At 34.7% G+C, this 25292-nt stretch carries 25 protein-coding genes; 18 read left to right on the top strand and 7 right to left on the bottom strand.

Annotated elements, in window-relative coordinates; all coding sequences use genetic code 11:
- Positions 1-42: 42 nt before the first annotated feature.
- The 10 genes from DD829_RS00625 (at position 43) to DD829_RS00580 (ending at position 10981) form a co-directional block, all read left to right on the top strand.
- Positions 43-1170, top strand: coding sequence for a hypothetical protein (locus DD829_RS00625; RefSeq protein WP_108410792.1), 1128 nt, complete (start codon positions 43-45; stop codon positions 1168-1170).
- A gap of 129 nt (positions 1171-1299) precedes the next feature.
- Positions 1300-1926 (top strand): NAD(P)H-dependent oxidoreductase, encoded by a 627-nt coding sequence (locus tag DD829_RS00620; RefSeq protein WP_108410791.1) that lies wholly within the window; start codon positions 1300-1302, stop codon positions 1924-1926.
- 30 nt (positions 1927-1956) lie between these two features.
- Complete coding sequence (gene nadB, locus DD829_RS00615; RefSeq protein WP_076391635.1) at positions 1957-3528, top strand: L-aspartate oxidase; 1572 nt, start codon at positions 1957-1959, stop codon at positions 3526-3528.
- A gap of 16 nt (positions 3529-3544) precedes the next feature.
- The gene (locus DD829_RS00610; protein ID WP_116547436.1) at positions 3545-4183 is read left to right on the top strand and encodes a hypothetical protein; all 639 of its coding nucleotides are present in this window, start codon (positions 3545-3547) and stop codon (positions 4181-4183) included.
- Between the two features lie 12 nt (positions 4184-4195).
- Positions 4196-5056, top strand: coding sequence for a carboxylating nicotinate-nucleotide diphosphorylase (nadC, locus tag DD829_RS00605; RefSeq protein WP_076391631.1), 861 nt, complete (start codon positions 4196-4198; stop codon positions 5054-5056).
- Positions 5057-5265: 209 nt separating this feature from the next.
- A complete protein-coding gene (locus DD829_RS00600) occupies positions 5266-7992 on the top strand; it encodes a TonB-dependent receptor (protein ID WP_108409618.1) in 2727 nt (908 codons plus the stop codon).
- A 92-nt stretch (positions 7993-8084) separates the two neighbouring features.
- Positions 8085-8516 carry a hypothetical protein gene (locus tag DD829_RS00595; RefSeq protein WP_108409619.1) on the top strand — a complete coding sequence of 144 codons (432 nt, stop codon included), beginning with the start codon at positions 8085-8087 and terminating at the stop codon, positions 8514-8516.
- 31 nt (positions 8517-8547) lie between these two features.
- The gene (locus tag DD829_RS00590) at positions 8548-9540 is read left to right on the top strand and encodes an aspartate-semialdehyde dehydrogenase (RefSeq protein ID WP_076391627.1); all 993 of its coding nucleotides are present in this window, start codon (positions 8548-8550) and stop codon (positions 9538-9540) included.
- Positions 9541-9594: 54 nt separating this feature from the next.
- Entirely contained in the window at positions 9595-10593 is a 999-nt protein-coding gene (locus DD829_RS00585) for a cation diffusion facilitator family transporter (protein WP_108409617.1), read from the top strand.
- A 31-nt stretch (positions 10594-10624) separates the two neighbouring features.
- Entirely contained in the window at positions 10625-10981 is a 357-nt protein-coding gene (locus DD829_RS00580; RefSeq protein WP_108409616.1) for a helix-turn-helix domain-containing protein, read from the top strand.
- A 349-nt stretch (positions 10982-11330) separates the two neighbouring features.
- Here the strand turns inward: DD829_RS00580 and DD829_RS00570 are convergent, their stop codons facing one another.
- The 4 genes from DD829_RS00570 to xrtF form a co-directional block, all read right to left on the bottom strand.
- Positions 11331-12068, bottom strand: coding sequence for a hypothetical protein (locus tag DD829_RS00570; protein ID WP_123906770.1), 738 nt, complete (start codon positions 12066-12068; stop codon positions 11331-11333).
- Positions 12069-12260: 192 nt separating this feature from the next.
- Positions 12261-12623 carry a helix-turn-helix domain-containing protein gene (locus DD829_RS00565; protein WP_116547433.1) on the bottom strand — a complete coding sequence of 121 codons (363 nt, stop codon included), beginning with the start codon at positions 12621-12623 and terminating at the stop codon, positions 12261-12263.
- A gap of 189 nt (positions 12624-12812) precedes the next feature.
- Positions 12813-13241: an exosortase F system-associated membrane protein gene (locus DD829_RS00560; RefSeq protein ID WP_108409024.1), complete on the bottom strand. Its 429-nt coding sequence runs from the start codon at positions 13239-13241 to the stop codon at positions 12813-12815.
- Positions 13228-13758, bottom strand: coding sequence for an exosortase family protein XrtF (xrtF, locus tag DD829_RS00555; protein WP_108409023.1), 531 nt, complete (start codon positions 13756-13758; stop codon positions 13228-13230). Before xrtF ends, DD829_RS00560 begins: the two co-directional genes overlap by 14 nt.
- Before the next feature lie 48 nt (positions 13759-13806).
- Here xrtF and DD829_RS00550 point away from each other — a divergent pair, with 48 nt between their 5' ends.
- From DD829_RS00550 to DD829_RS00525, 6 genes are all read left to right on the top strand, one after another.
- Complete coding sequence (locus DD829_RS00550; protein WP_108409022.1) at positions 13807-14823, top strand: aminoglycoside phosphotransferase family protein; 1017 nt, start codon at positions 13807-13809, stop codon at positions 14821-14823.
- A 36-nt stretch (positions 14824-14859) separates the two neighbouring features.
- Complete coding sequence (locus tag DD829_RS00545; protein ID WP_108409021.1) at positions 14860-15264, top strand: GxxExxY protein; 405 nt, start codon at positions 14860-14862, stop codon at positions 15262-15264.
- 93 nt (positions 15265-15357) lie between these two features.
- On the top strand, positions 15358-15768 hold the full coding sequence (locus tag DD829_RS00540) for an RNase adapter RapZ (RefSeq protein WP_076391609.1): 411 nt from the start codon (positions 15358-15360) through the stop codon (positions 15766-15768).
- A 97-nt stretch (positions 15769-15865) separates the two neighbouring features.
- Positions 15866-16579: an NDP-sugar synthase gene (locus DD829_RS00535; protein ID WP_108409020.1), complete on the top strand. Its 714-nt coding sequence runs from the start codon at positions 15866-15868 to the stop codon at positions 16577-16579.
- A gap of 7 nt (positions 16580-16586) precedes the next feature.
- A complete protein-coding gene (locus DD829_RS00530; protein ID WP_108409019.1) occupies positions 16587-17339 on the top strand; it encodes a TIGR00730 family Rossman fold protein in 753 nt (250 codons plus the stop codon).
- Between the two features lie 106 nt (positions 17340-17445).
- A complete protein-coding gene (locus DD829_RS00525; RefSeq protein WP_317048562.1) occupies positions 17446-17868 on the top strand; it encodes a DUF6702 family protein in 423 nt (140 codons plus the stop codon).
- Between the two features lie 138 nt (positions 17869-18006).
- On the opposite strand, the gene DD829_RS00520 is transcribed toward DD829_RS00525, so the two are convergent.
- Together DD829_RS00520 and DD829_RS00515 are read right to left on the bottom strand one after the other, a co-directional pair.
- Positions 18007-19353 (bottom strand): DUF5689 domain-containing protein, encoded by a 1347-nt coding sequence (locus DD829_RS00520; RefSeq protein ID WP_108409017.1) that lies wholly within the window; start codon positions 19351-19353, stop codon positions 18007-18009.
- 27 nt (positions 19354-19380) lie between these two features.
- Positions 19381-22272 carry a carboxypeptidase-like regulatory domain-containing protein gene (locus DD829_RS00515; protein ID WP_108409016.1) on the bottom strand — a complete coding sequence of 964 codons (2892 nt, stop codon included), beginning with the start codon at positions 22270-22272 and terminating at the stop codon, positions 19381-19383.
- Between the two features lie 252 nt (positions 22273-22524).
- Here DD829_RS00515 and DD829_RS00510 point away from each other — a divergent pair, with 252 nt between their 5' ends.
- Both DD829_RS00510 and DD829_RS00505 read left to right on the top strand, forming a co-directional pair.
- Positions 22525-23715 (top strand): endonuclease, encoded by a 1191-nt coding sequence (locus tag DD829_RS00510; RefSeq protein ID WP_108409015.1) that lies wholly within the window; start codon positions 22525-22527, stop codon positions 23713-23715.
- 48 nt (positions 23716-23763) lie between these two features.
- Positions 23764-24186: a DUF6146 family protein gene (locus DD829_RS00505; RefSeq protein ID WP_108409014.1), complete on the top strand. Its 423-nt coding sequence runs from the start codon at positions 23764-23766 to the stop codon at positions 24184-24186.
- Between the two features lie 49 nt (positions 24187-24235).
- Here DD829_RS00505 and DD829_RS00500 read toward each other — a convergent pair whose 3' ends face one another.
- Positions 24236-24832: a superoxide dismutase gene (locus DD829_RS00500; RefSeq protein ID WP_076391591.1), complete on the bottom strand. Its 597-nt coding sequence runs from the start codon at positions 24830-24832 to the stop codon at positions 24236-24238.
- Between the last annotated feature and the right edge of the window lie 460 nt (positions 24833-25292).

Raw genomic sequence — 25292 nt, 5'->3', positions numbered from 1 at the left:
CTTTGAAACATCAATTTTTATATTATTTTAAACACTTCAAAAATGAAAAAATTTATATTTCTAGGAATCCTTACGATTTCTTCGTCCGTTTTTTCCCAAGTAGGAATTAATACACCATCTCCCAATGCCACGCTCGATGTTACGGGAACACCCAACAATCTTAATGCTACTGACGGGATAATCGCTCCCAGAATTACCGGCAACGAATTAAAACTAAAAGACCCGCTGTATGGCGCTAACCAGACGGCTACTCTGCTATATGTAACAGCCGCAGCAAGCCCCACAACTACAAAAACAGCCAATGTTACTGAAGCAGGATACTATTATTTCGATGGTGCAAAATGGACAAATGGAAATTTCTGGCGCCTTTCAGGGAACGCCGGAACCACAACGGGAACCAACTTTTTGGGGACAACCGATGCCCAAAACCTAATGTTTAAAGTAAATAATGCAGAATCGGGATATATTCAAAGATCTACAAGCTCAACCGCTGGTTTTGATTATAAAACAACCTATGGTTACAATGCAGGAGCAGCCATTACAACAGGAGATGACAATTCATTATTCGGGGCCAGTTCAGGAGCAGTATTAACAACGGCTGCAAGGAATACTGCCATTGGTTCCCGAACATTGCTGAGTACAACCACCGGAAACGACAACACCGCTGTAGGAGCTTATTCTTTAGGACTGAATACTACAGGAACAAGAAATACGGCACTCGGTTCCAATACTTTATTTAGCAATACAAATGGCAATAGCAACGTAGCTATTGGTACTTCCTCACTAAGCAATTTAAATAGCACTACTTTTGCTACACAGAATACAGCTTTAGGACAAGCTTCTTTATCTGGAATGAAGTCCGGAACAGGAAATACAGGTCTCGGAGCTTTAACTCAGATATCCGATGATTTAACCAACGCAACAGCTATAGGATATAGCGCATTTGCAACCCAAAGCAATAGTCTGATTTTAGGAAGTACCGGCGCTTTTGGGGTAAATGTAGGCATTGGAACCACGGCGCCAAAAACGAAGCTGCACATTACTTCAGGAGATGTCTATTTAGAAACCATAGGAAATGGTGTTATTATGAAATCCCCCGATGGAAATTGCTGGAGAGTAACCGTAGATAATTCCGGAAGCTTTTCTTCGGCATCCATAAGCTGTCCATAAAAGATAAAATATATTGTAAAAAAGATCACTTCAATTAGTTTTTGGGGTGATCTTTTTTTATGTCTTATTTAGAACGAAATATTTTGTTTTAAGCATACTTAATTCGCATTCAATTCTTAAATTTGAACTATGAATTATTTAGAGGCTTTAAGCAGAAGATACTCTGTAAAAAAATTTAATCACGAAATTATTCCTCAGGAAATATTGCATAATATTCTTGAATCCGGAAAATTATCGGCAAGCTCTCTTGGTCTTCAGCCTTACGAAATTCTTATTGTGGAAAGTGAGGAAATGAAGCAGAAATTAATTCCCGCGTTCTACAACCCGTCACAGATTTCCACCTGCTCTCACTTAATTGTTATTGTTTCCAAAAAAATCGTAGACGACAATTACATCAACGGATATTTCCGGCACATTTCAAAAGTGCGGGAAACACCGCTGGAAAAACTGGATCTTTTTAAACACAGCATCAACCAGCATATTAATCAAAAAACACAGGATGAAATTTTCAACTGGGCAGAAAAACAGTCTTACATTGTTTTAGCGAATCTTATGTACGCAGCAGCGATAGAAAACATAGACACCTGCCCGATGGAAGGCTTCCGTCAGGAAATTATCGAAGAAATTCTGGAGATAAATCCTGAGACCGAAAAAGTAAGTGTAACCCTCGCTTTGGGATACCGTTCGGAGGAAGATCATTTTCAGCACATGAAAAAAGTAAGAAAACCAAACGAAAAATTGTTTAAATTTATTTAACTATTTAGACAATTGTCTTAAACCAAGGATATGATAAAAGCGGATGTACTAGTAATCGGTTCCGGAATTTCGGGACTTTCCTATGCCATAAAAATTTCTGAGCAGCTTCCTGATGCCAAAATAATCATCGTAACAAAATCGGACGAAGATGAAAGCAATACCAAATATGCACAAGGCGGTCTTGCGGTAGTTACAGATTCTAAAAATGATAACTTCGAAAAACATATTGCCGATACGATGCGTGCCGGAGACGGCGAAAACAAACGCGATGTCGTAGAAATGGTGGTTACGGAAGCGCCTGCAAGATTCAACGAAATTGTAGAATGGGGGGCAAATTTTGACAAAAAAAACGGCGAATTTGCTTTAGGAAGAGAGGGAGGACATACCGAAAACAGAATTGTACACCACAAAGACATTACCGGTTTTGAAATTGAAAGAGCACTTTTACAGACCGCAAAAAGCAGTCCGAATATTGAAATTCTCGATCATCATTACGTGATTGATATCATCACGCAGCATCATGTTCCGGGAAAAGAATTAAATGAAGGCGATATCCATTGCTACGGAGCTTATATTCTGGATGAAAAATCCAAAACCATTAAAAAAATTACCTCAAAAATAACATTGGTTGCAACCGGAGGAGCGGGTCATGTTTACAAAAACACCACTAATCCGACGATCGCAACAGGAGACGGAATTGCTTTTGTAGCAAGAGCAAAAGGGAAGGTTTCCAATATGCAGTATTATCAGTTTCATCCAACGGCTTTGTACAGTAAGTTGGATGGGATGTTATTCTTAATTTCGGAAGCCGTTCGTGGAGACGGAGCCAAATTAAGAACCAAAAGAGGCGAAAAATTCATGCATAAATATGATGAGCGTGAAGAACTCGCTTCCAGAGACATTGTTGCAAGAGCTATCGATGCGGAAATGAAAATTACCGGAGACGAATTTGTAGGGTTGGATTGCCGTGAAATGGATCATGAAAAATTCCTTGAACATTTCCCAAATATTTATAAAAAATGTAAAGACGAAGGAATAGATCCTTTCAGTCAACTCATTCCTGTAGTTCCTGCTTGTCATTATCTTATGGGGGGAATTGAAGTTGACCGTGACGGACAGTCCTCTATCCGAAATCTTTTTGCGGTAGGAGAATGTACCAATTCCGGACTTCACGGAGCGAACAGACTGGCTTCCAACTCATTATTGGAAGGATTGGTTTTCGGACACAATGCTGCAATGAAAACCGTTGAACTTTTAAACGAAAATAATTTCAACTTCGACGATCTGAAAGCCGTTCCGGAATGGGATGAAGAAGGAATGAAAATCATGGACGAAATGGTGATCGTTTCCTATCTTAGAAAGCAACTTCAGGAAATGATGAGCGATCTTGTAGGAATTGTACGAAGCAACCGCCGTCTGAATATGGCTTTGCAAAAACATCAGGAAATCGCTGCCGCAGTGAACGAAATTTACCACTACTCTATCCTTTCGCCACAGTTATCGGAGCTTAGAAACTTAACAACCGTTGCCCACCTCATCATTACGCAGTCTATGGAAATGACGGAAAATAAGGGTGCGTTTTATAATAAAGATCTGGTTTAAAAATTCTTCCAATTTAATGAGGATTTCCAATTTAAATATTCTTACGGTAACGAACATTTTATTTTACTCAAGGATAGTTATTTCATTAATTTTTGGTGGTCTTATTTTATTTATAACAAATAATGGAAAAATGGTTGAAAATCAAATACTCAACGCAGTTTTGGTTTTTGGATTATTACTTTTCTGTTTATTGTTAGGACAAATAGGTTGTGTTTTACTAAGAATATATTTTACCTCTAAATCAAAATATCCTTATATATTAAATATCATTTGTAATATGTTAGGTTTTGGAAGAAAGCGGCTCCAAAAAGAAAATATCAATATTAATCTTGATGATTTTATTAAAGACAACAATCTTTCATTAATACTGTATTACATTAATAATCCTCAATATCCCATTTTAGATTTTCATAAAAATAAAATTCGTTATTTTACACAAGAATATGATTGGGAAAACTTTAGATGGAGCTATAAAATTAAATCTCAAGGAAGAAATAGTATTCAAATATTAGAATATGAAGGAATTAATCAAAATAATGAGAAAATAAAAGATTTTATTGATTTCGAAAAAATAGATGCTGAAGAAAATGAAGTTCTGCTATTATTTATAGTTCATGATTTGTTATTTGGGAAATCCTCATCCATATATTATTAAACTTAAAAAAATATGAAAAGACCGGCATACGTAACCGATAAAGTTTTAAAACAGTTTATTAAAAACGCGCTTGAAGAAGACATTCAGGATGGCGATCATTCTACGCTTTCCACCATTCCGAAAGATCTGGAGCAAAGTGCAAAACTACTGGTAAAACAGGATTGCATTCTAGCCGGAGTGGAACTCGCTGAAATTATTTTTAAAACTTTTGATAAAAACTTAAAAGTTGAAACTTTTGTAAAGGATGGAGATGCAGTAAAATTTGGGGATATTGCTTTTATCGTAACCGGAAGCGCAAGATCAATCCTTTCAACAGAAAGACTGGTATTAAACTGTATGCAGCGAATGAGCGGAATTGCAACGTTAACGCATGACTGGGATTCCAGACTTATCGGCACAAAAACAAAACTTCTGGATACCAGAAAAACAACCCCAAATTTCAGAGTATGCGAAAAATGGGCAGTAGCAATTGGTGGCGGAACCAATCACCGATACGGTCTTTATGACATGATTATGCTGAAAGACAACCATATCGATTATAACGGAAGCATCACGAATGCCGTAAAAATGGCAAAAGATTACATCAAAAAGAACAAGAAAAAACTAAAAATAGAAGTTGAAACCAGAAATCTGGAAGAAGTTCAGGAAGCAATTGATGCAAAGGTAGACAGAATCATGCTCGACAACATGGATGTAAAAACTATGAAGAAAGCAGTAAAGCTAATTAACGGTTCCTGTGAAAGTGAAGCTTCAGGCGGAATTACCCGTGATCAGCTTAAAGAAATCGCTTCTACAGGCGTTACCTACATCTCTGCAGGGGCACTTACCCACTCAGCAGAAAATATGGATTTAAGCCTCAAAGCCGTGAAATAGCATTGAATTTTTATTAAAAATGATGCCGATTTGTTAAAAATTCAATAATGTGATTTTTTTCATGCGAAATCTCAATTATTATTCAATACATTGTAAATCAATATTTTAAACCTTATTAAGAACCTTTAAAAATTAACATACAGTTAATATTAGTTAAAATAAATTTCCTCAATTTTGCAGAAAATTAAATCTAACTATTACTAACGATTATGAAATTAATCAACAAATCAATGCTAACTGCGATAATTACATTATCCACAGCTAGCGTTTATTATGCTCAACAGGTTAAGGACACTGTAAAAGATACAAGGTCTAAAGACATTGACGAGGTAGTGTTAATTGGAGTTGCTGATATCGCAAAAGATAGAAAAACTCCTGTAGCAGTTTCAACAATCAAAGAAGCGCAAATCGTTGAAAGATTAGGAAATCAGGAATTCCCTGAAATCTTAAATACAACCCCATCTGTATATGCTACAAAAGCTGGTGGTGGTTTTGGAGACTCTAAAATTAACATTAGAGGATTCGCACAGGAAAACATTGCTGTAATGGTAAATGGTGTTCCCGTGAATGATATGGAAAACGGAGCTGTTTATTGGTCTAACTGGTCTGGACTTTCTGATGTAACTTCTGCAATGCAGGTACAAAGAGGTCTTGGATCTTCAAAATTAGCCATTGCTTCTGTTGGAGGTACAATTAACGTATTAACAAGAGCTGCTGATAAAAAGCAGGGAGGAACTGTTTCTTTGGGTCTTGGTAATAATGATTATTTAAAAACTTTATTTGCATATAATACAGGTAAATCTGCGAAAGGATGGTCTTCTTCTTTCTTAATGAGCAGAACTGCAGGATCGATGTATGCAGACGGAACAGAATTTGAAGGATACAACTATTATTTTGCCTTAGGATATCAGCCAAATAAAAAACATGATTTCCAGTTTACCATTACGGGAGCTCCTCAATGGCACAATCAGAGAACAACCTATTCTACTATTCAAAATTACATTAAATATAATTCTGATAATGACGGAACTCCTAACAGAAGATATAACGCAGACTGGGGATGGAGAAACGGTGAAGTTTTATCAAACAGAGTAAACTACTATCACAAACCAGTAATGTCATTAAACTGGGATTGGAATATCAGTTCAAAATCTAAATTAAATTCAGTATTCTATGCTTCTTTCGGTAGAGGTGGCGGAACTGGAGATTTAGGTAGAATCTCAACAGGTGTAGGTACTGCAACAGGAGGAGTAAATTCTTTTGTTGATGCAAACGGACAAATTGCGTATGACAGAATTTTTGCTACAAACGCAAATGTTAATCTAAACACTGCAGCAGCAGGTAGCACTTTAGTAAGAAGATCATCTATCAACTCTCATAACTGGTTTGGAGCAATTATTAGTTTTAATCACAAAATTAATGATAACTTAAACTTCACAATCGGTACAGACGATAGATACTATTACGGATATCATTATCAGGTACTTTCTGATCTTTATGGGGCAGCAGGATACAAAGATAATACGAATAAAAACTTTTACACTGCTCCAGGAAATCTATATACTGTAACTCCAAGAGTAGTTTCCAATACATTTAAAGCTGAACCTACTTTCAATCCGTTCGGAGGAAAAAGAAACAGCATGGATGATATGGTAGGATATAACAATGATGGTGAAGTTCTATGGTATGGAGGATTTGGTCAGTTAGAATATTCTAGTGATAAATTATCTGCATTTGTTTCAGGAGCATTATCTAACCAGTCATTCCAGAGAATAGATCACTTTATCATCGATGGAGTTACTCTTTTAAATGGTCAGCAAGCAGGTTTTAGAAATTCAGCAACATCTACCGTAGTTGCTCAACCAACCGCTACTAATCCATTATTGTATGAGAAAACAGGCTTTAAAGATATTGTAGGATATAATGTAAAAGCAGGTGCTAACTACAACATTAATGATCAGCACAACGTTTTTGTAAATATCGGATATTATTCTAAGCAACCTTTCCTAAACGCTGTTTATCCAAATAACAAAAACTACTTAAATCCTAACTTAACGAATGAAAAAATCTTCGGTGTTGAAGCAGGATATGGATTCCGTTCCGGTATCTTCACAGCCAATGTGAACCTTTACAGAACTGAATGGAGAGACAGATTCTTGAGAAGAGGTAATCTTTCATTTAATTACACAGATCCTACAACAGGGCTTCCTGTAAGCACTACAACTGCTTATTCAAACCTTCAGGGAATTACAGAAATTCACCAAGGATTTGAAATTGAAGCAAATGCTAATGTTCACAAAATGCTAAGTCTATTCGGTATGCTTTCTGTGGGAGACTGGTACTATAAAGGAAATGCACAAGGAAATATCTTTAGCGAAACGAATGAACTGATCAGCGCAGATACTCAGACACTTTATATAGATAAAGTAAAAGTTGGTGGAGCAGCACAAACTTCAGCAGCAGTTGGATTTACATTCAAGCCAACAGACTGGTTCTCATTCGACGGAACATATAGAGGAATTAAAAATTTATATGCTAACTTAAACCTTCTTAACTTCTCCAATCCGGATGCAGGAAACCAAGGTGCTTTAGAATTACCTTCTTATGGTTTAGTTGATTTAGGAATATCTTTTAAAATCAAATTAAATAATCCTAAACAATTCTTTACGATTAGAGGTAATGTTTATAACTTGCTGGATAAGACTTACATTGCTGAATCTAATACAAACACCAAAACTGGATTAACTCTAGATCAGTATATTGCAGTAAATAAACCTCTACAGTCAACACCATTAACCACTGCTCAGATTGCAACATTAACGTCTAACTATCAGACGTACCAGGCAGCAGGAACATGGAATGGAGTAAGCCAACAAAACCAGGTTTATTTCGGATACGGAAGAACATGGTCTGCAACCCTGTCTTTCAACTTCTAATAAATACATGAATTAGATTTTATAAATATCAATCCCGGCTTTTCGCCGGGATTTTTGCTATATTTGTGTCTGAAAAACAGAAAAAAATAAATATGGACTTTTACAACATTTTACTTAATGCTCACAAAGGATTCGGATATCTGGAAATTCTTTTGGTGACGCTGTTTGTTATTGCACTTTTAGCAACCATGTTCGGATTCAGTGGAAAAGTAAATAACTTCCTTAAGAAGACCACTCTTTTGACGATGATCTTTTTCCATGTTCAATTCTTATTGGGATTGGTAATGCTGATTATCAATTTCTCTAATGGTTTAAATATGGGTGAAGTGATGAAAAACTCAGCATTAAGATTTCAATATGTAGAACATCCGTTTTCTATGCTGATCGCCGCTGTTTTAATGACGATCGTTAACAAAAAAGTAAAAACCAATCCTACGATTTCTTTAGGAGTCGTAATTATGGGATTAATTGCCGTAGGTTTATTTGCATTCGCGTTCCCGTGGGCGAGAGTCTTCGGGGAATAATATATTAACAAAATAATTTTTAATTAAATCAATGAAAGTAGCTGTAGTAGGTTCAACAGGAATGGTTGGACAAGTTATGCTTAAAGTTCTCGAAGAGAGAAACTTCCCTATCACCGAACTAATTCCGGTAGCATCCGAAAAATCTGTAGGTAATAAGGTGAAGTATAAACAGGAAGAATTTACGATTGTAAGCATGAAAGACGCTATAGCTGCCAAACCGGATATTGCTATTTTTTCTGCCGGTGGCGGAACTTCCCTGGAATTCGCTCCTCTTTTTGCAGAAGCAGGGACAACAGTAATCGACAATTCTTCAGCATGGAGAATGGATCCTGATAAAAAACTGGTGGTTCCGGAAATCAATGCAGATGTATTGACGAAAGAAGACAAAATTATTGCAAATCCGAACTGTTCTACCATTCAGTTAGTAATGGTTTTAGGACCTCTGAACAAAAAATACGATTTAAAAAGAGTAATTGTTTCCACCTACCAATCCGTAACAGGAACCGGTAAAGCTGCTGTAGATCAGTTGAACGGAGAAATCAGCGGAGACGATTCTATTGCAAAAGTATATCCTTATCAGATCTTCAAAAATGCATTGCCGCATTGTGATGTTTTTGCAGACGACGATTACACGAAAGAAGAGATTAAATTAATGAAAGAGCCTAAGAAAATTTTAGGGGACGATACCTTTAATTTAACCGCAACCGCAGTAAGAGTTCCGGTTCAGGGAGGGCATTCTGAAAGTGTAAATATTGAATTTGAAAATGAATTTGATCTTGACGAAGTAAGAAAAATCTTATCTGAAACTCCCGGAGTTGTGGTGGTAGATAACGTGAAAAACAACGAATATCCGATGCCGCTGTACTCGGAAGGAAAAGACGAAGTCTTCGTAGGAAGGATAAGAAGAGACCTTTCGCAGCCCAAAACACTGAATCTCTGGATCGTGGCAGACAATCTGCGAAAAGGAGCCGCAACGAACGCGGTACAGATTGCAGAATACCTTGTAGAAAATAACTTAGTATAAACTAACAAACATAAAAAGAGTCTCAGAATTGAGATTCTTTTTTTTATCAAACCTATGAACGTTCAGAAGAATAAAAGTAAAGATAAATTAGCCTTTCAGAAACTTATAGCCGCTTTCGGAGTTATTCTCTTTATCGGAAAAATTATCGCCTGGAAACTTACCAATTCCGACGCTGTTTTTTCTGATGCCATGGAAAGTATTGTAAATGTAATCAGTGCCTTTATGGGGCTTTATTCACTGTATCTCGCGGCAAAACCAAGAGACGACGATCATCCATACGGACACGGAAAAGTAGAATTCGTAACTTCCGGAATCGAAGGTGCCTTAATTGCCATTGCAGGAGTTATGATTATCTACGAAGGCATTAACAGCTTAATTGTCGGAAAAGTTTTAAGCAAAATAGATTTCGGAATCTGGATCATTGCCGCCACTGCTGCTATTAACTATTTATTAGGCTATATTTCCATTCAAAAAGGGAAAGCCGAAAATTCTATCGTTCTTATTTCATCCGGAAAACACCTGCAATCCGACACCTTAACAACACTTGGCGTTGTCGTGAGTTTAATTGTAGTATACTTTACCAGAATTTATTGGCTGGATTCCGTTGTTGCCTTAGGTTTCGGTATATATATTATTGTAGTGGGATACAAAATAGTCCGCAAATCCTTAAGTGGAATTATGGACGAGCAGGATCCCGATCTTCTGGAACAAATCATACAGGTTTTAGAAGAAAACCGAAAAACGGAATGGATTGATGTTCACAACATGAAAATCCAGCAATTCGGAGCACATCTTCATATTGATGCACATATTACTTTGCCTTGGTATTACAGCCTTCGTGATGCACACAATGAAATGGAAAAAATGATCATCCTTTTGGCAAAAAACACAAAAAGAACGGTGGAATTTAATTTTCATATGGATGACTGTAAGCCAATTTCCTGTTCCGTTTGTCAAATATCAAATTGCCCTGTGCGCGAAAAAGATTTTGTAAAAAGAGTGGTTTGGACTCCGGAAAATGTGACTTCTGTGGATAAGCATACAGCGGAATAAAAAAATTATTACATTTGTTAAAAATAATAATATGGGAGTAGGAACAAATCTTAAAAGACTAAGAAGCAAAACAAAATTTTCTCAACAGGATATTGCAGATAAGCTAAATATCGACAGGGTAACCTATGCCAATTGGGAAAGTGAAATGTTTGATGTAAAGTCTCAATACATCCCGAAATTAGCAGAAATTTTTGAGGTTGAATTAAAAGAGCTTTTTGAAAATGATCAAAAAATACAGGTAACAAACAATATTGAAAATAAGGATAAAACAGGAGCAGGTGGAGTTGGTGTACAAAAAGGGAAGGTTATTATAAACATGATAATCACCGATGAAAACTCTCTTTCAAAAGTTAAGGAGGAATTGGATAAATATCTTAATAAAGAATAATTTTTATTTAAATGTTATTAATTTGAAAACACCAACAATTTTTGAATCACATTACGTCAAATAAAAAACCTTGCAATATGAATTGCAAGGTTTTATTTATAAAAATGTTATACTTAGCCCTTATTAAGTTTTTTATATTGTAAAAAATTATACAATATAATACCTATTGAACCTACAAAAGGGAATAAAACCATAATAAGAATAGCTTCTATACCCATCTTTTTTTTAATTATTAAATATAAAGATGCTAAATAAAGAGCAAATAACGTAAATAATACGTAAGATAATTTAAATGGACCCAAATACATATTCATGGTGATTAATATTTTAAATTTATATTATTCAAGTACTATAAACAACAGAAAGCTCGATTTTGTTGAAACCAATGTACCGTTACAATAAATAACTCAATTTCATTTTCTACCATATGTGCTCCTCCTAAAGCAGTGCAGGATTTTCCTCCAGGTAATGCTCCATGTGATAAATTCCAATTATAATCTGCACTCGCAGCTCCAGGTGTATATCCCCATCCTGTTACATAGTATGTGTTAATCCAAGAGCATCCCCCACCGCCTGTATAAATTCGATTTACATGGTTATTATAACTATCCTTACCTTTTTCAGAAGAATTAAGTTCTGTGAATATAATCAATAATAACCTAGACTCCAAATCTAGAGAAGAAAAATTCAAATTTTCATCAATTACAAATAAATTATTTTCAGTCTTTAGTACTACATTTTTATCATCTAAGGTTATGTATTTCGTACCTAAACTAACTTTATTTTCCTCAATCTTAAAATCATACGTAGAAAGATTACCTACTTTATCATCTACATTAAAATCTCTGTAAGTTTCAAAAGTAATTTTGTCATTACTTACGGTATAGGATTTAGCACCATACATAAACAAATTTTCTGATATAGATTCTACTTTTACATTTTCTCCTAATCTATTTGTTTGTGCCGTTTTGAGTTTGGATACTTTTGTCGCTTCTTTTTCTCCGGTAGTCTCATCATTATTTCTATTACAAGCGAAAATAACCAATGTTAAAACTAATAAGAAAAATCCAAATTTAATTTTTTTCATAATTATACTATTTTTTGTTAACATCACAAACCTATGAAGTAAAAATGAGAACTTATGTAAAAAAAACACAGCAAATATTGCTGTACTTTTCCAACATTTAATCAAAATAACAGGCTCACATTTAAAACATTACAAATAAGTCACTTTTAAATGAAATTTTTAAAAGCAAAACCAATTTTCAAAGCAAAAAAATTATCTTTTTATTCCTAAAGCTGCTTTGTAGATTTCAATTTCTTTTTCCATATCTGCTATTCTTTGGGTTTTCTCTGTAAGCTCCTTTACAATCTTAGCATCCTCGTTTAAAGCTAAAGTAGACGGATAATAATTTGTAAGCTCAGTGAGAAAATCGTAGCCTATTGCTAAGCCAATATTCCAGACAATCCCGAATTGCAGCGACGATTGATTGAAGTAATTAGCTAATGATGTTGGAGAAATCTGCATTCTTCTTGCTACTTCCGCCTGTGTAAGTTTTTTATCATCAATAATTTTTCTTACAAGCTCCCCAAGATGGGGATGCGGAAAGTCTCCTTTTTTTTGATATTTTCTGGAACTCATAACCTACTATTTTAAGTGTAAAATAAATAATTATACGTATTAAATATATAAATTTATGTTTAAAGAATATTTTTCAAAAATTAAAACACATAATTTTATGTAAAAAGCATATATTGAATTATATAAAGCATGTAAAAATAGGTCTTATGTATATAAAAATACATCTTATGCTTTTTTTTAAGATATTTTTCACTTGTTTATTTGCTTCCTGTAATAAAACATCGGAATAATAAGAAGTAAAATCAAAGGCTGAATGACAAACCTTCTCATATAAAAAGAAAAAAGATACCCGATTTCAAATCTGTCATAAATACAGTACAAATAAATCGGAAAAGTGATCGCAAAAATAATCGTAATTAAAATAGCACCCTGAATTGTCCATTGCCTGTTTTTAAACCAAAAGTGAATAACAACGCATGAAAATAACAGATTCAGAATAAACCGGAAAAGATATCCGGGAATTAATTTTCCCCATTCAAAAGAGGGAAAAGGAATATTCTTATTGGCTTCATGGAAATAGTTGAGAAATGGATCATAGAAAATCATGTCTTCAAGTATTCTTACACTTACAAGACCTAAAATCCCCAATATGACTAAAACCCAGTTAAGATTTTTCATGTTTTAAAGCAAAAAATTTTATCCAGACCAGCCATAGTAACACTACCGTTCCGTAAATAACCGCCGGAAAAATATAATCATGTGCTATTTTGCCGTATTCTTTGTGATTCAAAATCACAATATTCAACCCTGCAATTCTTAAAACATTAATGATATAAAGCAAAACCAGTCCTAGAATTACAAAAACAAAGGTCTTTTTTCCTTTGTAAAAGGCAAAAACAAATGCCACAAAAAGAATCATCACAGAAACGGCATTGCAGCCTTCCACCATTCTTGTAGGATATTCGTTCCGGACATAAAAATACACCTGTTCGCCTTTAACATCATCATACAGTTGTATTGAAAAACCCATAAAGTTCTGGATATCCCTCACCTGCTCTGCAATCATTCTCGAAAAGGGATCAAGACCTTCTTTCTGAAAACTGTTCAGAAAAAACTGATACGCAAAAAGCAGCACCAGATAAATGATGATGAAGCGCAGCAGAATGCCCAAAACAGGTTTAAAATCCTTTAGCATAATGCAAATATAGAAATTAGCCTGTAAATTATTATATTTGTGACATCTATGATTTCCGAATACGCCCAAAATTTTTTTGAAAATTATACTGGAAAACAACCTTCTGAGTTGATCACTTTAGCTCAAAGTGGTTCCGCGAGAGTAAATTTTATTGCGAAAACTGATAAAAAGTTTATCATTACCTACAATGAAAATATAGCGGAAAATGAAAGTTTTTTGTATTACTCAGACCTATTTTCAGATTTAAAGCTTAATACGCCTAAAATTTTTGCCGTTTCGGATGACCGTAAAATGTATATTCAGGAGTTTTTAGGAGACAATACCCTTTCTGAAATCATCTCAAAGGAAGGTTTGTCTGAACATGTAAAATCTTTGGTAAAACAAACCCTGCAAAAACTGTATCAGTTACAGATTTCAACGCAGAATAAAATAGATTTCACAAAAACTTTCGAATATGAGAGCTATGATGAACTTCCGGTAATGCACGATCTGTATTATTTTAAAAATTTCGTGGCGGATGTTTTGGAACTGGAATATCACAAATCTACCCTTCTGAAAGAATTTAAAAAAATTGTTGCCCTGATTGAAAATCTGGAACCCAAAGGATTGATGATCCGCGATTTTCAGGCAAGAAACATCATGGTGAATGATCAGAAAGAAGTCTCGTTTATCGACTATCAATCGGCAATGAAAGGTCCGTTGATGTATGATGTCATTTCTTTTCTGTTTCAGGCAAAAGCAAACTTTCCGGAAGATTTCAAAAATGAGATGTTGAATTTATATATAAATCAGTTTGAAAGTCAGGAAATTAAAGACAAACTAAATTTTTCGGTAAAACCAATTCAACTGATGAGGTTTCTTCAGGTTTTGGGAGCTTACGGTTTCCGGGGATTAATTCAGAGAAAACCGCATTTTATTTCAAGCATAGAAAAAGGAATAGAAAACATTACAGCGTTTGCGCAAAACTGGGAAAATATGAAAGATTATCCCGAACTGGAAAAAGTGATTAAACAATTGAGTTCGGATAAAATAAAATTGAAAATTGAAGAAATATTAAACCATTAAGATTTATATTTAAGAAGTTAAGCATAGTTAAGTGTTATGACGAAAAAAGAAATTACACAATTATCTTATGAAATTACCGGTTTTGCAATAAAAGTTCACAAAACACTTGGACCCGGTTTGCTTGAAAGCATTTATGAAGAATGTTTAAAAATTGAACTCATTAACAATGGATATGATGTAAAACAACAACTTTTTACAACCATTAATTATGAAGGAGTTGATATCAAAACGAAACTGGTTGTTGATTTGCTTGTAAATGATGCTGTTATAGTAGAATTAAAAGCAATCGAAGAAATTTTGCCTATCCATGAAGCTCAATTATTAACTTACATGAAAGTTTTGAAAAAGCCTCAAGGTCTGTTAATCAATTTCTTCACCGATAACATAACCAAATCTTTAAAACCTTTTATTAATGAGTATTTTAAAGAGCTTCCAAACTAAATTTTGATTTATCAAAAATCTTAAATAAACTTAACTTCTTAAATATAAATCTTAACGGTTTAAGAATAAATAAATAATTATAAAATTAAAAAAATGCTACACATCGATATACACAGTTTTTCGTACAAAAAAGGAGGAATTCCGAAAGATGAAACAGGAAACGGAGGAGGTTTTACGTTTGACTGCCGCGGAATTTTAAATCCGGGAAGAGTGGAAGAATATAAAACCCAGACCGGAAACGACATCGGTGTTCAGGAATATCTGGAAACCAAAACCGAAATGCCTAAATTTCTGGAATTAATCAAGAATCTTGTTTCCATTAATATAGATAATTATCTGGAAAGGGGATTTGAAAACCTTCAGATCAACTTCGGCTGTACAGGAGGACAGCACAGATCGGTTTATTCTGCGATAAAAATCGCTCATTTTATTGAAGAAAAATATGGTGAAAAAGTTGAAATCAGCCTTCATCATGACGAACAGCATCAACTTAATCATAAGTAATGAATAATATGCAATAAGTAATATTTTTAACCTTATTGTTCATTTTAAAATGTATTTCATCTATTACTCATTACCCATTACTCATTACCCATAAAAAATGAAGGCACTTATTTTCGCAGCCGGAAAAGGAACCCGACTGAAACCATTCACCGACCATCATCCGAAAGCTTTGGCAAAGGTGAATGAAGTTCCGCTTCTGGAAAGAAATATTAAATATTTAAAAAATTTCGGAATAAACGATTTTGTCATAAACATTCATCATTTTGGAAATCAAATAGTTGATTTTTTAAAGCAGAACGATAATTTCGGATGTAAAATAGAAATCTCAGACGAGAGCGAAGAGCTTCTGGAAACCGGAGGCGGCTTGGTTTTTGCTAGAAAATTTCTCGATCATGGAGAAGATTTCCTGATCATGAATGCCGATATTCTTACCAACATTAATATTACAGAATTTGTAGAATATCATAAAAAGATAAAAGATTTTGCTACTTTAGCTGTATCGGACAGAGAAAGCTCAAGAAAACTGCTTTTTAACGATGATATGGTATTAAGAGGATGGCTGAATGTACAGTCCGGAGAGCAGAGACTGGCAGAATTCAACAAAGGATTCAAAGCTCTGGCTTTCAGTGGGGTGCATTGCATCAATCCGCTTATCTTTGAAAAAATAAAAAGAACAGGCAAATTTTCTGTTATGGAAGAATATCTGGATCTTATGCATACCGAGCATATCCATGGTTTCCTTCACGACAGTATTCTGATCGATGTCGGAAGACCGGAATCTGTAACGGAAGCCGAAAAACATTTTAAATAATTGTACAATGGGAATTGAAGGAACGAGGGATGAAAGTCTGGTAAATCCTGAATTTGACAGTAACGAAACGAAATTACAAAACAGCCTCAGACAAAAAACCTGGGACGAAACCATCACGAAAGACAGTTGGATGGTTTTTAAAGTAATGGCGGAATTTGTGGATGGCTATGAAAAATTGGCTAAAATTGGTCCGTGTGTTTCTATTTTCGGATCTGCAAGACTGAAGCCACAAAGCAAATACTACAAAATGGCGGTGGAAATTGCTGAGAAAATTACAAAATTAGGCTTCGGAATTATTACCGGAGGTGGTCCCGGAATTATGGAAGCCGGAAATAAAGGTGCTTTCAACACTCAGGGGAAATCAATTGGTCTGAATATCGATCTGCCCTTTGAACAGCATTTTAATCCTTACATCAATAAATCATATTCGATGAATTTCGATTACTTTTTTGTAAGAAAAGTAATGTTTGTGAAATATTCTCAGGGGTTTATTGTAATGCCGGGAGGATTTGGAACACTGGATGAGCTTACGGAGGCTTTAACGCTGATTCAAACCAACAAAATAGGAAGATTCCCTATTGTTCTGGTCGGTTCGGAATTCTGGAGCGGATTACTGGATTGGTTTAAAACCACTTTGCTGAAAGAAAAGATGATCCACGAAGAAGATCTTGAGCTTTACCGTGTGGTAGACAGTGCTGATGAAGCGGTAGCGCACATCAAAGCTTTTTATGATAAATATTCCGTAAACGTGAACTTTTAATTGGCACATTATTTGTGACTTAAAACTAACAATCATGATTGTAAATCTATTATCTAAGATGAAAAAAATTTTATATATATTAGGAATTTTAACATTTTTTGTGTTAATGAGTTTCACGTATGTAGACTTTTTCTCTTCAATGACTAAAGTGGATTATATTGATGGAAGCAAAACATTGAAGTTCACCACAAAAATGAATACAAATCATATTTCTGATGCGATAAAGATCAACCCGAATACGGCAGGATTTGAAGCAGAGGTTAAAAAGTATGTAAACAATAATTTTGATGTGTACGTCAATGGCTCACCGAAAACAATAACATTTACGGGAAGTCAGGTCAGCGGAGAAACTGTATGGGTATATTTTGAGACGGGAGGCGTTTCCGACATCAGTACCTTAAGAATAAAAAATACGATCCTTTTAAGTGCCTTTCCTAAGCAGATTAACCTTGTGAATATTGCTTATAAAGGAAGCCAGAAAACAATGAATTTCCAGCGCGGAAAAGAGGTAAACGAAGTATCTTTTTAAAGACAATGAAATGAACAACGAAACCATCGCAAAAGCGGTGGTTTTTTGTTTGAGCCGAATCTTCTCTCTAAGACCTAAGAAAATACAAAAGCCGAAAGAAAACTTCCGGCTTTTATATTATTTATAATTACAATAATCTTAAGGTGTTTTGAAAACTTTTACATTATCAATTTCCACAGCACTTGCAACTGTTGTTGATGGGTTTGTATACTTAAATGCAATTCTGATATTTTGGTTTAAGTAAGGCGTAAGATCAACCAATCCGGAACCTACAAAACCTCCAAATGAAGCGATATCTGTATCTATAACAGCATTAAGAGGTGTCCAGTTTAATGTATTAGGATTACCTCCCGCGTAAGTATCTGTAGTAATTAAAACCTGTAAAGGATTTCCAGGAAATCTTACGTCCGTTTCAAAGTAAAGCTTAGCTGCTGTAGCGCCGGATAAAGAAAGAGATTTTGAAATCAACCAGTCTTCATTAACGCCTCCTAATCCGCTAACGTAAGCAGAAGGTGCAGGGTTACCAAAGTTTGTAGTTCCCCAAACCTGCGTACCTGAAACATTGAAGGCTGTCCATGCATTAGCTGTCAAGTTTGCAAAAGGTTCGTTCAGCACTAATGTTGCAGCCGTTAATCTAGGATTTTTAAATTCAATATCACTAATTCCTCTTATCACATTTTGGAATGAGCTATTATATTTACTTACTACAAATGTAATATCTCCACTTGTATTGGGAATTGCATAAGTTGGTTTAAAGAATCCGTCAGTTCTAACGGTTGCCTGAGTTCCATAAATATCAATGATATGTCTGTCTGTATCTACTGCGGTACCCGACGCATCGGTATTCATTAAATTTAAACCAACTTCAGCATCAACAAACTGAACATTCTTTACTTTAGCAAGCGTATTGATATATTTATCATTTTTAATATCTGCAAGAGTAAGTTCACGAGGAGTGATCGTAGCAATATCTAACCCTGTTCCGTTACAAACACCTGCAATATATCTGCTGATAATAGACTCCGGAATTCTTCCGATAGCAAAATCTGGATCTTTAACTCCTAAAGTAATAACCCCCGCAGATTTTCCGATAACCATACCGTTTGCTCTGATTCTGATGTGCGCTCCTACAGGGAAATCTGCATAGTTTAGAGACTTATTGATCCCTACTACCAAACCTACCGTAGGATTTTGAGGTTTGTCCTGAAAAACAAGAGTTTTATAGAAGTTTCCGTTTGCATCAGATGAAACAACATATCCATCAAAAATTACCTCTGGATGAGTTGCATCCTGCGCAGGAACAGTATATACTCCTGAAGATGGTGATAATGCAACAAAATCTGCCATCGTGATGGTAGGTGCAGCAAATTTATTGTTACATGTAATTTCTGGTGCATCCCACTTATCATCATGGATGCAAGAAAGCTGAGTAGCTCCTAATACAGCTACACCTAAGCTAATTTTTAAGAAGTTTTTTATATTCATTTTTTTATATTTCTAAGGTTAAATTTATTAGAATCTTACTTGCAAGTTTACAAAGTAAGAACGTCCTTGTGTATACCAGTATTTAGGTGCAAAGTTTGGATATCTGCTGTTATAATCGTTTTCGAAATCAACATTACCATTTGCACTTCTTATTTGCTCGAAACCTCCTGTAATATATTTTCTGTTATCAAGAATATTATTTACTGAACCAGAAATCAATACATAATACTTACCGATAATCCATGATTTTCCAACATTAGCATTCACGAAGAATGATGAAGGAAGTTTTACCTGTTGCATATAACGCTCAATTTTCGGATCATCAAGATTCACAAAAGGAGTACTGCTGTTATTGTTTTGAATAAAATCGTTCGTTCTAAGAATTGCAGATGGATCAAGATTGTTGTCATCAAGATAATTCCAGCTCGCTCCAAACCACCAATACTTAGGAGAATTGTATCTGAATCCTGCAGAAAATGCTTTCTGAGCTGTTCCCCCGACTTTAAAATCTTTTATATATGCTGTTCCTAAATTAGAATAAGGTGCAGCCATTACATCAGAAGATATGTAAACATTAGGATTGTTGGTATATTTATACTCTCCCCAACTTGCAACTCCCTGTAATGAAAGAGTCGGAAGTACTTTTACATCTACACCAAGTTCAGCACCCATGTTTCTTTTGTTTACATTAGACATAGTCTGTGTTACAAACGCACTGGCTGTTTTATCTTCAGATCCTGTATCTGCTTCGGACACATTAAGAACTAAACCGTCTGCAAAAAATCTCTGAACATTGGTATCATTTTGTGTATTAACAATATAACCCGTTGCTCTTAATTTTAAGAAAGGCGTAGAAATAACATAGCTTAAATCATTAGCACTAATTACTGCATTCTTAATATTTGGAACTGTATAATTATTCGCTCTAGGATTAATGAAAATATCTTCCAGAAATGGAGCTTGTGAGAAATAAGCACCATTATACACAAAGAAATTTCTACCGTTGAGTCTATAAATAATTTGTCCTTTTAAACCATAATTCCAATAATTATAATCTTTACTTTCTCCAAAAGAATTGTTTTGATAAAGATAATTTTTAAAAAGACCCTCTCTATTTGATGTTGAATATCCGAAAAGACCACTAACAAATACATCAAACTGTCCTGTAGATAATTTGAGTCCCGGATTTACTTTTACTTCTTGTCTTCTAAGAATATAATCATAATTGATCTTATCGCCAACATGTTTTGCCAATTGTGTATCATTCATATCAAACAGACCTGAAGAACCTGCTTTGTTAGAATCTGCATACGGATCGACATTTAATGCATAATCTGCCCCTAACAAATCATTAACCTCTCTATAATATTCTGACTTAAAGTTTTGATAAGAAACATTTAACAAAAATCTTGTTTTATCATTAAAGTTATAGGTATAATGTGTAGCAGCATTGAAAATCTTATCGTCACTTACATCATTTACTAAAAAATACTTAGCTCTTTTCCCTGTAAGTCCAAATCGTGTAGACATCTCAGCCTGATCTACAACATCATTTGCAAGATTGGCGGCATATAAAGAACTCCAGTTAATCTGAGTTACATCTTGATTATTATTGATCCAGTTTTCATTCGCAGCCTGATATCCTTGCAATAGCAAATCATAATTAGCAGCGGGAGTATTATTATGGTATTGGCTGTAAATAATACTGTTTAAGTAATAACTCGGTAATTTTTTATAATACGTTGGAGAAGGATTTTGTGCATTCTGCCAGTCTAGTCTTGACCCTTTATCTTTTCCAAACTGGTAAGAAACACTCGTCCACAAATTAGATTTTTTGTTGATTTTTAAAAAATCCTGAATCTGGAAGATTGGCTGAAAACCTTTTCTAACTCTTTCACTTCTTTTTTCGCCATCTTGCCATCCCCAATATGAATTATAATGGACTCCTCTGTAATCAAAAACTTCCTGAGTACTCGGACTTGCTGTAGACCTTCTGTAAGGAGAAGCAAAAGCATTAAATGTAATCGTATGATTATCGTTAATTCTCTTCTCAATACCTAAATAAGTTCCGTAAGCATCATAAAACGTTCCTTCCTGAATACCTTCTTCAGCCCATCTTTTGGCCCCCATTACAGTAAATGCCCAACCTTTTTTACTCATTCCGGAAGTGTATCTCAAAGAAACTCTCTGACGATAATTTCTGTTGGTAATGGAATAAGTTGCCTGAAATCCTTTTCTGTACTCACTCGCTTTAGTATTTTTATAAATAATTCCGCTTGCTCCACCAAATGCATATTCTGAAGGTGAGTGGTTAGAGAAAATTTCAGGATATCTAACGATTTCATTAAGACCTCCCCAATTAGAAAAGTCTACATTTCCGTTATCAGATTTTACCATGGAAACTCCATTCATCATATTTTCGGAAGTTCTTCCGTCAATACCTCTTGGTCTGAACCAATATGCTCCCAAATCAAAACTGGCAATTCTGTTAAATACATCCTGAGAAGATTGTAATAAACCAACCGTAGAAGCTTGTCCGCTACTTCCGTCTTCATCATCACTTCCACTATTGTCAATGATTGCTAAACCTTGATCCGCGCTTGTAAGTGCAGAATATAGGGTGATTGTCCCTAAATCCTTTTTCTTCTCACTGTCCATTACATCAAACTCCATTACTTTGGTTTCGTAATTCGGTTTTGTAATCACAATTTGGTAATGCCCCGGCTTCAGGTCTACAAACTGGAAGTATCCGATTTTGTCAGCCGTTACATCATTGTCATTCCCTTTAAGATCTACTTCTGCCCTTTCAACGGGCTTTCCTTCAGCATCTTTTAAATAAGCAGAAACCGTAGTCTGTGCAAAATAGTATGATGCTGGAAGTAAAGTAAATAAAGAGACTAATGATAGTTTTTTAATCATGAGTATATTTATTTTTTTAAATACTTTTCTTGTTAATTCTCAACAGTTTAAAAGTTGGGGACGCAAATTTAGTCAAAATTTAGAATTTACAACTTTTTTTACGTTATTTTTTCTTAACATTGCAAGCTTTTAAGAATCATTATAAATAAAAACGTAAATACCACATTTTAAATTTACAAATATTTAAAATAGCGGGAAGTTAAAAAAAAGTAAATTTGCAGATTAAATAATATTAATAATAACTCTAAGAGAATGAAGAAATTTTTGAGTTTTTTTGCCATCATTTTTTCGATAATGGCATTTTCACAACAGCAGGGAAAACTGAGAAAGGTGGCTACTGTAGGTTTTTTGAATGTGGAAAACCTTTGGGACACCATTCAGTCAGCAGATTATATTGACGGAACTAAAGATATTAAAAATCCGGCTTTCCACAGAAGTATCCCTTTGGATTCCGTTAAGTTTTTAGAAGCTGAAAAATACGACGGACCATGGAGCGATGGCGCTTTAATTGGTAAGAAAGTAGTAAGATTTCAAGGCGGCTCGGAAGAATTTACTCCAAAAAGTGCTAAAAACTACAATACGAAAGTGTATAAGGCGAAACTTGCCAACGAAGCCAAAGTAATTTCTGAAATGGGAGCGCAATACACTAAAACGGCTCCTGCAGTCGTAGGTTTAATTGAGGTGGAAAACAGACAGGTTATTCAGGATCTTATTAATGAACCGGCACTGAAAAAATATGATTACGGAATTATTCATTACAATTCTTATGATTACAGAGGAATTGATGTGGCTTTGATTTATCAGAAAAGAAGATTTACCCCTACCAATTCTCTGAAAAAAGAACTGAAAGTTTTCGGTGACGAAGGAAAAAGAGAATATACCAGAGATATCTTGGTGGTTACAGGTTTCCTTGATAATGAAAAGGTAGCATTCTTTATGAATCACTGGCCTTCAAGAAGAGGGGGGGAAGCCGTTTCTCTTCCTAAGAGAAATGCAGCAGCAGCTTTACTGAAACAACAAATGGACAGTGTAAGAGCAGCAGATCCTTCAACAAAATTATTTGCAATGGGAGATTTTAATGATGATCCTGTAAGTGCAAGTTTAAAAAATCACCTGAAAGCACAGCCAAGCCCGAAAGATTTAAGTGATGCCAATCCTTATCTTAACTTAATGTACCCTTTGTACAAAAAAGGAGTTGCTTCATTAGCGTATCAGGATGCACCAAACTTATTTGACCAGATTATTGTTTCTAAAAATTTAGTTTCAGATCAGGTAACAAAAGATTATTCGGTTTATAAGGCTGAAATTTTTGCTCCGCCTTACTTAGTGAATAAAGAAGGGAATTACAAAGGCTACCCTTTCCGATCATGGAACGGCGACCAGTTTACCGGCGGTTACAGCGACCACTTCCCGGCATTTGTAGTTCTCCAGAAAGAACCATAAAAATACAAGGCACTCAGATTGAGTGTCTTTTTTTTGTAACTTTATGAGATGAAAAATTTAGTTTTACTATTAATACTTTCTTTATTTTCAGTCTATTGCTCTGCGCAGAGCAATACTAAGAATGAAAAAGAAAAGTCGGAAATGAAACCATCAAAGAATGACGATGGAGAATGGGATCTTACGGTAATCGATACTCAGTTTGATTATTTTCTGAATGCGATTGCCAAACCAATCAGCCAATATTCTGAATCTTATCTGAAGAACAGAAATACTTTTCTGGTCACAGAATGGAATTCCTACTATAGTTCCGGGAGATACAGAAATGTGATAGAATCATCCATTGACTATGATCCGAAAGAAAAATACGGTATCAAATTCGAATACAAATTGTATCAGGTTTTTGCGTATGTAAACTGGAAATACGGTTTAAAAATGAACGGACTTTCGGGAAGTGATACCACAAGATACTAAAAAAGGTTCAGAGCAATTCTGAACCTTTTTTTATGAAATAGTTGAATAATTATTTGTTGAATAATTCTTCTACTTTATCCCAGTTTACTACTTCGAAGAATGCTGATACATAATCAGGTCTTCTGTTTTGGTAATTTAAATAATAAGCGTGCTCCCAAACGTCAAGTCCTAAAACAGGAGTTCCTTTTACGTCTGCAACCGGCATTAACGGGTTATCCTGGTTTGGAGTTGAAGAAACGGTAACAGAACCGTCAGCATTTTTTACCAACCAAGCCCATCCTGAACCGAATCTTGTTTTAGCAGCATCAGAAAAATCTGTCTTGAATTTTTCAAAACCTCCGTAAGCTTCGATAGCAGCTTTTACATTTCCTACAGGCTCTTTGCTGCCGCCCGGAGTTAAAATTTCCCAGAATAAAGTATGGTTAAAGTGTCCTCCTCCATTGTTTCTTACTGCTGGTTTATCAGTTCCTGTCTGGCAGATTTCTTCAATAGTTTTTCCTTCAAGATCTGTTCCTTTAATCGCATTATTTAAATTGTCTACGTATGCTTGATGATGTTTTGTATGGTGGATTTCCATTGTTTTTGCATCTATTGTTGGCTCTAATGCGTCGTAAGCATATCCTAGTTTTGGTAATTCAAATGACATAATTTTATTTTTAATGTTATTACCCAAATTTAGCCATTATTTAATCTATATTCAAAAAATGGGGATTACTTTAATAAATCTTTAACATTGATATATTGATTTAGAATGAATTAAATTTTCATGGTAAGAAAGTCTAATGACGGAAGCTTATCAATTTTGAAAAATTTATTTTTGAATTAAAGCTGATAACAAACCAAAGGGTTCAAACAAGAATTTTTTCAGACTTTATTTTAATGCTATATTGAACTCTTTCAGGATCACAAATTTTGTGGGTCCAATGAAGTATTGAAATATCTGACAAAAACCCTAGCCTCGATTGCAGCAATTGTCTGAGCTCATTTTAGGATTTCGGCGGCGGCTTCGCCGCTAGTCATGGTCGGAAGATTTTTTTTATTATTTTGAATAATGTTTTTTTTAATTTAACTATTTGATTTCCAATTAATTGTATTTCTGTTTTGGT

Source organism: Chryseobacterium sp. HMWF035, assembly GCF_003094695.1.
Taxonomy (GTDB): Bacteria; Bacteroidota; Bacteroidia; order Flavobacteriales; family Weeksellaceae; genus Chryseobacterium; species Chryseobacterium gambrini.
The sequence above is the reverse complement of the archived record's forward strand: the minus strand, read 5'-3'. Positions and strand labels throughout refer to the sequence as shown.